Source organism: Pigmentiphaga litoralis, from assembly GCF_013408655.1.
In the GTDB taxonomy this organism is placed as follows: domain Bacteria; phylum Pseudomonadota; class Gammaproteobacteria; order Burkholderiales; family Burkholderiaceae_B; genus Pigmentiphaga; species Pigmentiphaga litoralis_A.
In genome coordinates this window covers 162,508-177,384 of sequence record NZ_JACCBP010000001.1, presented here as the reverse complement: position 1 = coordinate 177,384, position 14,877 = coordinate 162,508, and the positions used below count along the sequence as shown (strand labels likewise).

Here is a 14,877-nt window from a genome sequence, read left to right as displayed (position 1 = left end):
GCGGCCCATGGCCTGCCCGACCACGGACCCTGCCTGGCCTGATCGGTGGCCTGTTGCTGTTGACCACGCCCGCCACCGTGCCGTCGGCCCTGGCCGCCGATGCCGGCCGCACCCTGCCGCCCCTGCCCGCGCCCACGACCGGCTATACCGGACCGGCTTCCGGCGCGTCCGCGTTCGGGGGGTCTGCATTCGGGGGGTCCACGAACGCCGCCGGGTCGTCCACCACGGCGTCCTTGCCGGGCGGATCGCGTACGTACAGCCTGTCGCTCAAGCAGCTGGGCGCCCTCTACCCGCTGCAGTTGCGCGGCGTGGAAGGCAGCAGCGGCGTGCCTTTCAGCATCCGTGCCGACGAGATCGTGACGGGCGCCAAGCTCAAGCTCAATTACGCGTTTTCGCCTGCCCTGATCAGCGAACTGTCGCACATCAAGGTGCTGGTCAACGATGAAGTCGCCGCGACGATCCCGGTGCCGAAAGAACAGGGCGGCGCCGCGCAGATGCGCGAGATCGCCATCCCGCCGCGCCTGATCACCGAATTCAACCGGCTCAACCTGCAGCTGGTCGGCCATTACACGATGGAATGCGAAGACCCTGCGCATTCCAGCCTGTGGGCCAATGTCAGCAACAACAGCACGCTGGAACTGACGGTATCGCCGATCAGCCTGGAAAACGACCTGTCGCTGTTGCCGCAGCCCTTCTTCGACCGGCGCGACGTGCGCCGGCTGGACCTGCCCTTCGTTTTTGCGTCGGCGCCCGACACGGGAACACTTGAAGCCGCAGGCATCCTGTCGTCATGGTTCGGCGCGCTGGCGGGTTACCGCGGCGCCACGTTCCCGACCACGGTCGGCCAGATTCCGGCACGCGGCAACGCCGTCGTGATCATGGCCGGCGGCGCGCGCCTGCCGGGCGTGGCGCTGCCGCAGCCGGGCGGCCCGACGCTGTCCATCGTGCCCAATCCGAATGACCCGTCGGGCAAGCTGCTGCTGGTCAGCGGCCGCGACGTCAAGGAATTGAAGACCGCTGCCACGACCCTGTCGGTGGGCGCGCCGACCCTGTCGGGCCCGACGGCCCTGATCAGCGAGCTGACCAACCTGAAGCCGCGCGAGCCGTACGATGCGCCCAACTGGCTGCCCAACCATCGCGCCGTCAGTTTTGGCGAGCTGGCCGCGGCCCAGACGCTGAACGTGTCGGGCTACACCCCCGACCTGATCCGCATCAACTTCCGCATGCCGCCCGATCTGTTCGCGTGGCGCGAGAAAGATATCGCGATCAAACTGAAGTACCGCTACACACCGCGCCCGACCATCGACAAGTCCACCTTGAACGTCAACGTGAACGAACAGTTCCTGACGTCGCTGCCCCTGCTGGCCGCGGACCGCAATGGCGGCAAGATCGACCAGTTGCTGACGCGCGTGATGCCCGATGGCCAGACGCCTGCCGAAGCCACCCTGAACATTCCGCTGTTCAAGCTGCCCTCGCAAACCCAGCTGCAGTTCCACTATTACTACGACTACCAGAAGCAAGGCGCCTGCAAGGACGTGATTCTGGACAACGTGAAGGGCGCGATCGAACCGGATTCGACCATCGATATCTCGGGCTTTTCGCACTTCATTGCCATGCCCGACCTGGCCGCCTTCAGCAATGCCGGCTTCCCGTTCACGCGCATGGCCGACCTGTCGCAGACGGCCGTCGTGCTGCCTGACAACCCCGGCCCGATCGACTATGGCCTGTACCTGGCGCTGCTGGGCCGCATGGGCGATTCGACCGGCTATCCGGCCACGGGCGTGACCGTGACGCAGGCGCAGCAAGTCAACAGCGTGGCCGACAAGGACCTGCTCGTGCTCGGCGCCACCGGCAGCCAGCCGCTGGTGGCGGAATGGGCCGAAGACATGCCCGTGGCGCTGAACGGCGACACCAAACGCTTCCAGGTGTCGGACCTGATGTCCAAGATGCTGACGTGGTGGGATTCCGTGCAAGGCAACGCCAGCCGCCCTGCCCGTGGCCAGGTGGCCTTCAGCAGCGCCGGGACCGATGCCATGATCACCGGCTTTGAATCGCCGCTGGCAGGCGGACGCAGCGTGGTCGTCATTTCGAGCAATCGCCCGGCCGGCATGACCAACGCCCTCGACGCATTGCAGGACCCGGATGCCGTCAAGAAGATCCAGGGCAGCCTGGCCGTGATCCGCGGCAAGCAGGTCGACAGCCTGGTGTCGGAACCGTCGTATTACGCCGGGCGCCTGAATCCGGTCACCCACGCGCAGTGGTTCCTGTCGCGCCATCCGCTGATGCTGATGCTGATGGGCGTGGGCAGTGCGCTGCTGTTTGCCATCGTGCTGTATCTGTCGCTGCGGGCCCGGGCGCGCCGCCGGTTGACGCTGTGATCATGCGGCATCTTCTGGCCCGTGCCGCCCTGGCGGCCACCGCGCTGGGCCTGTCCTGGACAGCGCAGGCCGCGGGTGCGCCTGCGTCCGCGGCACCGGGTCAGGACAACGGCGGCAGCCTGCCCGCCGCGTCATGCACGACGCCGTGGCCCATGTACCAGACCTTCCTGGACCGCTTCCTGCAGGCCGATGGCCGCGTGATCGACCCCAGCGTGCCGCAGATGCACACCACGTCCGAAGGCCAGTCCTACGGCATGATGTTCGCGCTGGTGGCCAACGACCCGGCCACCTTCGAGCGCCTGTGGCGCTGGAGCGTGGCGAACCTGGCGGGCGGCGATATCGCCAGCCGGCTGCCCGCGTGGCAGTGGGGGCTCAAGCCCGACGGCACCTGGGGCGTGCTGGATCCGAACGCCGCGTCGGACGCCGACCTTTGGTATGCGTATGCCCTGCTCGAAGCGGGCCGCGTCTGGAAGCGTGACGACTACCTGCGCGATGCCCGGACATTGATGACGCGTGTCGCGCGCGAAGAAGTGGCCGATCTGCCCGGTCTGGGCAAGATGCTGCTGCCGGGCCCGATGGGGTTCCAGCGCGGCGGGCCGACTGGGGCGGCACCGAATGGGGCGGGATCAAATGGGGCGGGATCTAACGGGAATGGATCGAACGGGACCGGACCCGCTGGGGCCGGCGGTCCGAACCACGGCGCGGCGGGCATGGCGGCGGCGTCCCCCATCCTGTGGCGCCTGAATCCCAGCTATATGCCGGTGCCGGTGCTGCGACGGCTGGCGGCCGAAGACCGCCAAGGCCCGTGGACCGCGATCGCCACGGCCACCGCCAAGCTGGTGGCGCAGTCATCTCCCAAGGGCTACGTGCCTGACTGGGTTGCCTATACGGCCACACCCGGCATGCCCCCGGACACCCCTGCCGGCGCGGTCGTCGTCGATCCCGACAAGGGTGACGTGGGCAGCTACGACGCCATCCGAACGTATCTGTGGGCGGGCATGACGCCGCCGGCCGATCCCCTGGCCGGACCGATGCTGCGCGCGCTGGCCGGCATGACCGCCGGTACCCTGCCCTCGGGCGTGCCGCCGGAATCCGCGCGCGCGCTGACGGGCGCGGTGCAAGGCAGCGGTCCGGTCGGATTTTCCGCGGCGCTGCTGCCCTACTTCACAGCCAACGGCCAGACCCGGCTGCTGGCCGCGCAACGTGACCGCGTCCAGGCGCAATTCTTCAATTCCACGCTGCCGCCCCAGGCGATGCCGCGCTACTACGACTATGTTCTCGGTCTGTTCGGAACGGGTTGGGCGGAACAACGCTACCGCTTCCTGACCACCGGGAAAATCCAATTACGCTGGGAGAACGCATGTCCACGCGCCACCACACGCTAGCAGTCGGACTGCTGGCCGCCCTGCTCCACCAGGCGGTCTGGGCTCAGGACGACCCCATCAAGGTATTGATCGAGCAAGGCCAGTACTGGCAGGCGCGCGGCAACGGCGTGCGGGCGCAGGAAGCCTGGCAGAAGCTGCTGCGCCTGAATCCGAACCAGCCTGATGCGCTGTCGGGCATGGCGCAGATCGAACTGGACGGCGGCCGCACGGACGCGGCCCGGCGCTATCTGGATCAATTGAAACGCGTGGCGCCGGCCAGCCCCTTGGTCGCGCGGCTGGAACAGAGCATCAACCTGGGCTCGAACGCGCCGCAACTGCGGGATGCGCGCCAGCAGGCGCGCGCCGGACAGTCCGCCGAAGCCATCGCCAGCTACCAGGCCGCCCTGGGCGGCAAGGCGCCCGAAGGTCCGCTGGCGCTGGAGTACTACCAGACCCTGGGCGGCACCCCGCAAGGCTGGGATGAAGCCCGCCGCGGCCTGGAACGCCTGGCCCGAGACAACCCGAGCGACAGCCGTATCGCGCTCGCGCTGGCGCAACACCTGACCTATCGCGAAGCCACGCGCCGCGACGGCATCAACCAGCTGTCTCGCCTGGCGGCGCAGCCCGCGACACGGACCGAAGCGACCGACAGCTGGCGCAAGGCGCTGGCGTGGATCGGCACGCGTCCGGCCGACGTGCCCCTGTACGAGTCGTATCTGGCCGTCAATCCAGACGACAACGCCATCAAGGGCCGGCTCGACGACATCCGCAAGCAGCAACAGGAATCGCGGCAAGCCGCGGTCGTGACGACCGATCCCCTGCGTGCGCGCAGCACGTCGGGCTTCAAGGCGCTGGAAGCCGGCGACCTGGCCACGGCCGAAACCGACTTCCAGGCCGTCCTGGCCTCGCGGGCCGGCGACTCCGACGCCCTGGGCGGCCTCGGTGTGCTGCGGCTGCGGCAGGAAAACTTTGCCGAAGCGCGGTCCTTGCTGGAACGCGCGTCGCGTAGCGGATCGCCCGCCCGGTGGCGCGGCGCGCTCACTAGCGCGACCTACTGGACCCTGGTCGAACAGGCGGCTGGCGCCCGCAGCGCCGGCAATCGCGACGGTGCGCGCCAGTTGCTGGAACAGGCCGTCAAGCTCGACCCGAAAGAACCCACGGCAGAAAACGCCCTGGCCGACGTGCTGGCCGACAGCGGCCAGTTCGACGCGGCCGAAGCCGCCTACCGGCGCGTGCTGGCCTTGCAGAACGACAACCCCGACGCCATCCGCGGATTGGTCGGCGTCATGGCGCAGAACAACAAGCCCGATCAGGCCTTGCAGTTGATCGAGCGGCTGAGCCCGACGCAGCAGGCGCAGATCGGCGAACTTGGGCGTTTGCGTGCGGCGCAAGCCGTGGGCGTGTCGAAGTCGGCCATGCAGCGCGGCGACGACAACACGGCGCGGCTCGCGCTGGAAGACGCCCTCCTCAACGATCCGAACAGCCCCTGGATCCGCCTGGATCTGGCCCGCCTGTACATGAAGCTGGGCGCGTTGAATGAAGCGCGCGGCGTCATGGACGGCCTGCTGATTTCCAATCCGAACATGCCCGAAGGGCTGTATGCCAGCGCCCTGCTGGCCTCGGAAATGAAGGACTGGCGCGGTGCGTTGGCCACCCTGGACAGCATCCCGCCACAGAACCGTACCCGTGACATTGCCACGCTGCAGAAGCGGGTGTGGGTGCACGCTCAGGCGGACATGGCGTCGGCGCTGGCGCAGCAAGGTCGCGGGCAGGAAGCCCTGGCCACGCTGGCGCAGGTCGAGCCCTTTGCCGGCCAGGATCCGGAACTGCTGGGCGCGGTCGCAACGGCCTACACCGATGCCGGCGATTCCACCCGCGCACTGGGCATGATCCGGCAGGTCATGGCGCGCACGACGCGGCCTGACACCGGCCTGCGCCTGCAGTACGCATCGATCCTGCTTAAGACGCAGCAGGATGTGGAACTGGCAGGCATCCTGCGGCAATTGCAGGGCGCGCAAATGACGACGGCGGATCGCGCGTCGTTCGAATCCTTGCGGCTGGCCTACATCGTGCGGCAGGCGGACAGCCTGCGCGAACGCGGTGACCTGGTCAGCGCCTACGACACGCTCGCGCCCGTGCTGGCCGAGCGCCCCGATGATCCGCAAGTGATCGCCTCGCTGGCACGCATGTACGCCGCGGCGGGCGATCACGCGCAGGCGATGGGCCTGTACGACCGATTGCTGCAGAAACGTCCGGACGACGTCGACACCCTGGTCGCCGCGGCGACCACGGCCACCCAGGCCAAGGAATACGGCTACGCCGAGCGGGCCATCGACGTCGCGATCGCCCGCGCGCCCAACAATCCCGAGGTGCTCGCCACCGCCGGACGCCTGTACCGGGCCCAAGGCAAAACCACGAAGGCGACGCAGTACCTGAGCGCCGCCGTCAGCGTGCAGAACCTGGCCGCGACTCCGCCAGGCTATGGCCGCCAGACCGCACCGGCTGCGGCCGCGGGCCGGCCGTCCAACGGCAACCCGTTCGCGGGCCGCAACGGGCAACGCGCCGCGCCGGGGCTGCCGCAGTCCATGGGATCGGCGGCAGGACAGCCGGCGGGGTACGGCGCCGCGCCGCCTTATGGCGGACAGCCTGGGTACGGTGGGCAGCCTGGGTATGGTGGTGGACAGCCTGGCTACGGTGGACAACCGTCCTATGGTCGGCAGCCGGCATCCGGGGCGCAGCCAACGTATGGCGCACAGCAAGCCTCCGGTTCGCAACCGGCGTATGGCGAGACGGTGTACGGCGCGTCCCAATCGAATGCCACGCAGGAACCCGTGGGCACGCAGCAGCGGGCCGGCACGCAACTGGCCTATGGCGCGCAGGCCTACCGTGCCATGGCGGTGCCCGGACAAGGCGCGCGCGCCATGCCGGTGCAGGCCACCTATGGACAGCAAGGCCAGGGCGGCCAGCAGGGGTATCCTCAGGGCTACCCGCAGCAAGGCGGCGCGCCCTCCTATCCCGCCCAAGGCGGACAGAATTACGGTGGGCAAAATTACGGCGCGCCGCAGGGTGGCGAGGCGTACATTCCCCCGCCCGCCGGTGCCCCGCAGGGTTATCCGCAACCGGGGTATCCGCAGCAAGGCTACCCGCAGCAGGCGTACCCTCAACAGGGCTACCCGCAGCAGGCTTACCCGCAGCAAGCGTACCCTCAGCAAGGCTACCCGCAGCAGGCCTATCCTCAGCAGGGCTACCCTCAGCAAGCCTACCCGCAGCAGAACCTTCCCCCGCAAGGCTACGTGCCGCCCGGCTACAACCCTTACGGCGGGCCGCAATACGCACCGCCCAACCCGGCGGGCTATTACAACGAGGCCAACCCGGCGCCGCCCGCGGGCGGTGGCTACTCCCCGTCCGGCGCGCCGACGGGGCCGGCGCCCACGCCCGCCACGCGGCAACCCGCGCCGCGAGGCACGACATCAGCCGCCAATGCCGGCAGCGGCCGCGCAGCAACGGCCAACTCGGCGTCGCGCAATGCGTCATCGGCGGGGTCATCGGCGGCATCATCGGCGGCGTCATCAAACAACCCGGCCCGCGCCGCCAACTCCGCACGCCCGGCCGGCAACGCGCCGGTCTACGGCACCCCCGCCGCGCCCGCACCCATGTATGCGCAGCCGGGCCAAGGTGGCTACGGCGCACCGCAAGGGGGCTATGGAGTTCCGCCGGGGGGCTATGGCGGCCCGCAGGCCTATATTCCCGCCCCGGTGAATGCGCCTGGCCAGGCCTACGCGCAGAACGGTGGCTACCCGCCGGCGCCCTACCCGAGCGGTCCTAACCCGAACGCGCCCTACTTCAACGGTCCTTCGCCCAACGCCTCCGGCCAGGGGCCCAATGGCGCACCGCAGTTCGGCGCGAATCCTGCGGCGTACGCCGCCGCGGCATCGCTGCCCTGGAATTCTCGTGACGACGCCGGGGGCGCAGGCAACCGCCCGCGCACGATGCAGGACGAATTGAACGAACTGCGCCAGGATCGCACGCCCACGATTTCGGTCGGCGTCGTCGGCCGTTCACGTCAGGGCGAAGCGGGCCTCAGCCAGCTCAGCGACGTGCAGGCGCCGATCGAATACCGCATGCCCGCTGGGGACGGCAAAATCGCGCTGCGTGTGACGCCGGTCACGCTGGATGCTGGCAACGTCTCCAGCAACTACAACACCAACAGCCGCTTCGGCGGCGGCCCGGCGGCCGCCCTGGCCACGGCGGCGGGCGGCTCGTCCAACATCGGATCGCAGAACCAGTCCGGCCTCGGCCTGGGCGTAGCCTATGAAAGCGCCCGCCTGCAGGCCGACCTGGGCACGACGCCACTCGGCTTTCGCTACACCGACATCAACGGCGGCGTGAAGGTCAAGGGTCCGATCACCAATGAAGTGTCCTACACGGCCGACCTGTCGCGCCGGGCCGTGACCGACAGCGTGCTGTCATTTGCCGGCGCCCGCGACGATCGCACCGGCCAGACCTGGGGCGGCGTGTCGGCCACCGGCGGCCGGCTGGAAGTGGGTTGGGACGACGGCGTCTACGGCGTCTACGGCTACGGATCCTTCCATGCCGTGACCGGTAATAACGTGGTGTCGAACAGCCGGCTGGAAGGCGGCGGCGGCCTGTACTGGCGCCTGGCCAAGACGGCGGGTTCCGATCTGACCACCGGGGTCAACATCACCGGCCTGGGCTACGACAAGAACCTGCGTTACTTCACGTACGGCCATGGCGGCTACTTCAGCCCGCAGGAATTCCTGTCGGTCAGCGTGCCTGTGTCGTGGTCGCAGCGCGCAGGCAAGCTGTCGTACCAGGTCAAGGGTTCGCTGGGGATCCAGTCGTTCAAGGAAGACGCCGCCGACTACTACCCGGGTGATTCCGCGCAACAGTCCGCCGCGCAACAAGCCGCCAACGATGCGGCCGCCTTCGGCCTGAGCAGCAACACCAGCGCTACCTATGCCGGGCAGACCAAGACCGGTCTGGGCTACAACCTGGCGGCCGCGATGGAATACCAGTTGTCGCCGCAACTGTTCCTGGGCGGGAACCTGGCCATGAACAACGCCAGCGACTACCGCCAGCTGATGGGCGGCCTGTATCTGCGCTACGCCCTGCAACCCATGACGGGTCCGGTCGCCTACCCGGTCAGCCCATATCAGTCGCCGTTCATGTATTGATGGCGTGAAGTCGTCGTTGTCCGCGCAGTAAAAACAAAGGCCGCATGAGGTGACTCATGCGGCCTTTGTATATGCGGTCTTCGTGTATGCGGTCTTTCGTGTCTGCGGTCTTTCGTGCGGACAGCTTTTGTGCGGCCCGTCTCGCGGTGGAAGCCGCAGCGTCTCAGCGCCGTGCATCCCGATCCAACGACGCCGGGACGTGCAGCCCCGGCGCCGACGGAGTGGGTGCTTACGATGTCGTCGTGACCGGTGTGGTCGCAGCCGGCGTCGTCACCGGAGCGGTCACCGGCGTCGCCGTGCCCGGCCCGCTGATGAACACGGTCGTATACCGCGCCTGATTCGCCTCGCTATACCCGGCGGTCAGGATGCGCAGGCCGCCATTGGCTTCGGCAATCGCCACGCCCCCTTCGCGCGGACGGTTGATCCCCGTGCACGTCGTGCCGCCATAGATCAGCGTGACGGTGTACAGATTGGCCGTCGACGGCGTCGTGTACGGCGCGATGGTCCCGCCCACCGTGCAGTTGTCGCTGTTGCTGCCGGTAATGGTGCCGGCGGCATCGATCGCGATCTCCATCGACCGTCCGCTGAAGTTGCCGTTCTGGCGGTACGTCTTGCCGGCCAGCACCGACAGGTCAGCGGCGCGCGCATCGAACAGCGTCGAATACGTCGTCGTGATCTGCGCGACCGAATTGCCGGCGGTGGGATCAGCAAAGCTGCCGGTCAAGGCGCCACGGGTGCGCACGTCGCCGGTGAACACCACGCCGCCGGTATAGGTGCCGGCAGCCGACGCGTAGTAGATGCCATTGTTCGACGAGAACACGCTGGACGCCGGCGCCACGCTCAGGGACCCGTACAGCACGTCGTAGCTGCTGCCCTTGCTGCGATAGAAGAAGTACTGATTGTCGGGCAGCACGACGCCATTGAAGCCGTCCGACGTGGCGCCCGAAGCTACCGTGCCGGTGAACAAGCCCGTGGCCACTTGCGGCGTCGTGGCGGGCGGCGGAGTCAAGGGTTCAGGATCGGGCACCGCGTTGATCACGAACGTGTTGCGGGTCGACGTGGCTGGCGCCGTCGTGAAGATCCACAGTGCCTGCTTGGCGCCTGCGGCGTCATAGGCGACCACGGCAATGCCCGACTCGGAACTGCCGGTACGGGGGCAGTTGGCGGCTGTCCCGCCCAAAGTCAGGGTCACGTTGTAGATGCCGCGCTGCGGATTGGGCGTGCGCGCCGTGCCCGTAAAGGTGCAGCCCACATTGGTTCCGGTCACGTTGCCCAGCGCGTCGACCGTGACCACGGCAGCGTTCGAGCCGAACGCGCCCCCGCTGCGGTAGGTGCCCTTCAGCAGCGCCAGGCTGGACGGGTGTTCGGTCAGCGCGGCGCTGTAATTGAGCGTGAATGGCACGACCTGCGTGCTGGTCGCTGCCACGGTCCCGGCCGGATTCGCGTAGCTGCCGACGATGCGGGCGTTGGTCTTGACGTCCGCCGCCGCGCCCGACACCGTCCCGGTCACCAGAATTGGCGACGTCGCGAACTTGCTGTCGAGGGTGGAAAAATAGGTGGAGTTGGGCGCGCGCAAGGCAGTGCCCGTGACCGTGAGGGTGCCATACAGGCCATCGTAGCCCTGGCCGCCCGAGTCTTTCGCAAAGTAGTAGAGGCCGCCCGTTCCGGTGCTGCCGCCGTCGATATAACCGATGAATTCGCGCTGCGCGGACAGGGGGCCGGCCAGGCCGGTATAGACGCCTGCCGGGTATTGCTGCGCGGAAGATGGCGCGCCGGTGGAACCGCCGTCGTCGCCGCCACCGCCGCCGCAACCGGCCAGAACGGCGCAAAACGCCGCGGAACATGCCACACGGGCGGTGAAATTACGCTGTTGACCAGATTGCACGTCGTCTTCCTCTGTAGCCCGTCCGGGCGATAGCGTCGTCACAGGAATCGGCGTAACGGCGCGCGGCCATTGTAGCGTGCACCACCTCTTGTCCCGCGGCGTAAAACCCACATCTACTGGGTAGTGCGTGGACACTTGCATACCGTTCGGAACACGTGCAACCGTGCCCGCCACCCCGGCGCGTTGCGGATTTCCGCTAGTATGGAAGCTTGGTGAACCCTGATCGAAGAAGCCGTCGTCGTGACCGATAACGTTGTGCCCCTGACCGATTTCCGTGTGCGTGATGCCGTGCCCAAAGTGCCTGGCGTGCTGGTCGCGCCCACGGGCCGCCTGCTCGACGCCCGGTCGCGTCCGCTGCACGACCTGCGTATCTCGGTCACGGACCGGTGCAACTTCCGGTGCGTGTATTGCATGCCGAAAGAAGTCTTCACCAAGGATTATCCGTACCTGCCGCATGCGTCCTTGCTGTCGTTCGAAGAAATCCGCCGCCTGGCCGCCCTCTTCCTGGCCCACGGCACCGAAAAGATCCGGCTGACCGGCGGTGAACCGCTGCTGCGCAAGAACCTGGAATCGCTGGTCGCACAACTGGCGGACCTGCGCACGCCGTCGGGCCGCGCGCCCGACCTGACCCTGACCACCAACGCGTCCTTGCTGGCGCGCAAGGCCAAGGCGCTTGCCGACGCCGGACTGACCCGCGTCACCGTCAGCCTGGACGCCCTGGATGACGCCACCTTCCGCCGCATGAATGACGCCGACTTTCCCGTGTCCGACGTGCTGCGCGGCATCGACGCGGCCGCCGACGCGGGCCTGGGACCGGTCAAGGTCAACATGGTCGTCAAGCGCGGCGTCAACGACGATCAAGTGGCGCCAATGGCGCGCTACTTCCGCAATTCCGGCCACATCCTGCGCTTCATCGAATACATGGACGTGGGGGCATCCAACGGGTGGAAGATGGACGAAGTCGTCCCGTCTGCCGACGTGCTGGCGCGCCTTCACGCCGAATGGCCCCTGGAATCGCTTGAACCGCATTACAGCGGCGAAGTCGCGCAGCGCTGGCGCTATGCCGACGGCGGTGGCGAAGTCGGTGTCATTTCCAGTGTCACCCAGGCCTTCTGCGGCACCTGTAGCCGCGCGCGCCTGTCGACCGAGGGCAAGCTGTACCTGTGCCTGTTCGCCCAGCGCGGCCACGATCTTCGCGCGCTGGTGCGGGGCGGCGCCAGCGATGCGGAACTGTCTACCGTGATCGGCCAGATCTGGGCAGGCCGCAATGACAACTACTCCGAAGTCCGCACGGCGGATACGGTTCGGGAACAGAAGATAGAAATGAGCTATATCGGCGGCTGAAATCGCTACCGCAAGCAATGAAAAACGCCGGAGGATCGCAAGATCTTCCGGCGTTTCTGTCTGGCAGGTGGCATCGGCATGCCCGCGCCGCGCCGGTCACCCGACGCGCGGCCCCGCCGCAAGGTTCAGAACGTCGTCGCGATATTGATGGCGATGTTGTTGATCCCCGGGTTCGGACGCTTGATGCTCAGGTTCGAGAAGTGCGACACGCGCAGACCGATACGGGTGTTGCGCGTCAGCTGATAGCCGGCGCCCACGTGGTCGCCGAACTGGAAGGACGTGCTGATGTTCTTGTCGTGAAACCGCGTATCGCTGAAGAAGGTGGCGCCGACACCGGCTTCCACGTAGATCTGCTGCGTTGGCCAGTAGCGGAACATCGGGATCGCGTTGGCCTGCCACACGCTTTTCTTGGCGCCCGGGTCCACGTCCTGCGTGGTCCACCAGTACGACAGACCCAGTTCACCCACCAGTTCAATCCGGCTGGAACTGAAGTTGTGGGTCCACAGCGGCGCGGTTTCGCGGTTGATGGTCAGGCGCTGATTGCCCTCACCCGTACCAAACTGGACACTCCAGGCGCCGCCGTCAAACGGATTGCTGGATTCGCCGGGACCGGCCGCCATCACCTGTCCGCACATCAGCAAGGCAGCTACCGCACCAAGGATCTTTTTCATGTTCGCGCTCGTCGTCAATCGTAGATGCAGAACATTTGAATGTGTCCTGCGGAGTAGGGGCTAACTATAAATGCTGCAAGGCCAAAATTGCGGCCTAGCCCCATACCCACTCGAAAGAAGGAAGATACGCTTACAACATTAACAATTCGTTAGTCAGGACGATGTCAGACCGACCCGCTTTTGAACGCGCTGCAAAGCGACGATCATTCAGGTCGTGACCACCACCACGTCGGCGGATTGATTCGTCAACAGCGCCAGCAGCTGCGCCACTTCTTCGCGCAGTTTGCGGCGGTCCACGATCATGTCGATCGCGCCCTTTTCCAGCAGGAATTCGGCGCGCTGGAAACCTTCCGGAAGCTTTTCCCGCACGGTCTGCTCGATCACTCGCGGACCGGCAAAACCCACCAGCGCCTTGGGTTCCACGATGACGACGTCACCCATGAACGCAAAGCTGGCCGACACGCCACCCATGGTGGGATCCGACAGGATGCTGATGAACGGCAGGCCCTTGGCGGCCAGCTGGGTCAGGCCGGCCGTGGTCTTGGCCATCTGCATCAGGGACAGCAGGCCTTCCTGCATCCGCGCACCGCCCGAGGCCGCCACGCAAATGAAAGGTACTTTTTGTTCGATCGCGGCCAGCACGCCGCGCGCGAAGCGTTCACCCACGACCGAGCCCATCGACCCGCCCATGAACTCGAATTCAAAGGCGGCCAGCACCACCGGCACGGTATGGATCGCGCCACCCATCACCACCAGCGCATCGGTTTCGCCGGTCTGCGTCATCGCATCCTGCAGGCGGTCGGTGTACTTCTTGGAGTCCTTGAACTTCAGGCTGTCCACCGGCAAGGTGCCGATACCGATCTCGTAGCGGCCTTCGGCATCGAGCAGCGAGTCGATACGCTGACGCGCGCCGATCCGCATGTGATGGTCGCACTTCGGGCAGACGTTCAGGTTCTTGTCGAGGTCGTCCCGATACAGCACCGCTTCGCACGATGGACACTTGACCCACAGCCCTTCCGGGACGCGACGCGACGCGCCATCGGTGGTTTTGATGCGGGGTGGGAGCAGCTTTTCGATCCAGCTCATGCGGATATCCTTGTTTCAGTAATCACGGCTCGCGGGGGCAATTCGTCGAGCGCGTGCCGGATTGTACGCAACCAGTCCCCTGCTGCGCGAGCGGCAACGTCCGCCAGCTGCTCGGCCGGGACACCCGCTACCGCCGCTTCGATCTCCTGGATCAGCTTGCTGCCGATCACCACCGCATCGGCCACCGCGCCCAGCGCCGCGGCACTGGCCGCATCACGGATGCCAAAGCCCACGCCGACCGGCACCAGCACGTGCTTGCGGATGGTCGTGATGCGCTCGGACACTTCCTGCACGTCGATATTGCCCGCGCCCGTCACGCCCTTGAGCGAGACGTAATAGACATACCCCTTCGCGATCGACGCGATGGCCTGGATGCGTTCCGTGGTGGACGTCGGCGCCAGCAAAAAGATCGGGTCGATGTGATGCTGCGCGAGCAGCGCCGCAAATTCCACGGTTTCTTCAGGCGGGTAATCCACCACCAGCACGCCGTCCACGCCCACTTCCTGCGCGGCAGCGGCAAAGGTAGCCTGCCCCATGCGTTCAATGGGATTTGCGTAGCCCATCAACACGACGGGCGTCGTGGTGTCGGTCTGACGGAATTCCCGGACCATGGCCAGCACGTGGCGCAGGCCCACGCCCAACGCCAGTGCGCGCTCGCTCGCCCGCTGGATCACGGGGCCGTCGGCCATCGGGTCGGAAAACGGCACGCCGAGTTCCAGGATGTCGGCGCCCGCCGCCACTAGCGCATGCATGACCGGCACCGTCACGGTAGGCGACGGATCGCCCGCCGTGACGTAGGGAATCAGCGCCGGACGGCCCTTGGGCAACTGGGCACGGCGCGCGAAGGCGGCCGCGATGCGGGACGTGGACGTCGAAGCGACCGAAGCGGCCGGTGCCGACGACGGGGTCGACGACACATCAGGGGTCTGTGGAGTGGTCAGGGTCATGGCGGGC

At 67.1% G+C, this 14,877-nt stretch carries 8 protein-coding genes; 4 read left to right on the top strand and 4 right to left on the bottom strand.

Annotation, left to right across the window (positions count from 1 at the left end; genetic code table 11):
- Nucleotides 1–53 precede the first annotated feature (53 nt).
- The 3 genes from bcsB to HD883_RS00760 are packed head-to-tail and all read left to right on the top strand — an operon-like array spanning nucleotide 54 to nucleotide 8,937.
- Nucleotides 54–2,378: a cellulose biosynthesis cyclic di-GMP-binding regulatory protein BcsB gene (gene bcsB, locus HD883_RS00770; RefSeq protein WP_257021940.1), complete on the top strand. Its 2,325-nt coding sequence runs from the start codon at nucleotides 54–56 to the stop codon at nucleotides 2,376–2,378.
- 2 nt (nucleotides 2,379–2,380) lie between these two features.
- Nucleotides 2,381–3,763, top strand: coding sequence for an endoglucanase (locus tag HD883_RS00765; RefSeq protein ID WP_179588295.1), 1,383 nt, complete (start codon nucleotides 2,381–2,383; stop codon nucleotides 3,761–3,763).
- Nucleotides 3,739–8,937, top strand: coding sequence for a cellulose synthase subunit BcsC-related outer membrane protein (locus HD883_RS00760; protein ID WP_179588296.1), 5,199 nt, complete (start codon nucleotides 3,739–3,741; stop codon nucleotides 8,935–8,937). The genes HD883_RS00765 and HD883_RS00760 overlap by 25 nt, the downstream gene beginning before the upstream one ends.
- A 229-nt stretch (nucleotides 8,938–9,166) precedes the next feature.
- Here the strand turns inward: HD883_RS00760 and HD883_RS00755 are convergent, their stop codons facing one another.
- Nucleotides 9,167–10,822, bottom strand: coding sequence for a hypothetical protein (locus HD883_RS00755; protein ID WP_179588297.1), 1,656 nt, complete (start codon nucleotides 10,820–10,822; stop codon nucleotides 9,167–9,169).
- A gap of 240 nt (nucleotides 10,823–11,062) precedes the next feature.
- Between HD883_RS00755 and moaA the strand changes: the two genes are divergently transcribed.
- Nucleotides 11,063–12,166: a GTP 3',8-cyclase MoaA gene (moaA, locus tag HD883_RS00750; protein WP_179588298.1), complete on the top strand. Its 1,104-nt coding sequence runs from the start codon at nucleotides 11,063–11,065 to the stop codon at nucleotides 12,164–12,166.
- Between the two features lie 125 nt (nucleotides 12,167–12,291).
- On the opposite strand, the gene HD883_RS00745 is transcribed toward moaA, so the two are convergent.
- The 3 genes from HD883_RS00745 to trpA all read right to left on the bottom strand — a co-directional run bounded on the left by HD883_RS00745 (nucleotide 12,292) and on the right by trpA (nucleotide 14,870).
- The gene (locus HD883_RS00745; RefSeq protein ID WP_179588299.1) at nucleotides 12,292–12,837 is read right to left on the bottom strand and encodes an acyloxyacyl hydrolase; all 546 of its coding nucleotides are present in this window, start codon (nucleotides 12,835–12,837) and stop codon (nucleotides 12,292–12,294) included.
- Nucleotides 12,838–13,044: 207 nt separating this feature from the next.
- Nucleotides 13,045–13,923, bottom strand: coding sequence for an acetyl-CoA carboxylase, carboxyltransferase subunit beta (gene accD / locus HD883_RS00740; RefSeq protein WP_179588300.1), 879 nt, complete (start codon nucleotides 13,921–13,923; stop codon nucleotides 13,045–13,047).
- Nucleotides 13,920–14,870, bottom strand: a complete 951-nt coding sequence (gene trpA, locus HD883_RS00735) for a tryptophan synthase subunit alpha (RefSeq protein WP_179588301.1) — start codon at nucleotides 14,868–14,870, stop codon at nucleotides 13,920–13,922. Before trpA ends, accD begins: the two co-directional genes overlap by 4 nt.
- Nucleotides 14,871–14,877: the final 7 nt, after the last annotated feature.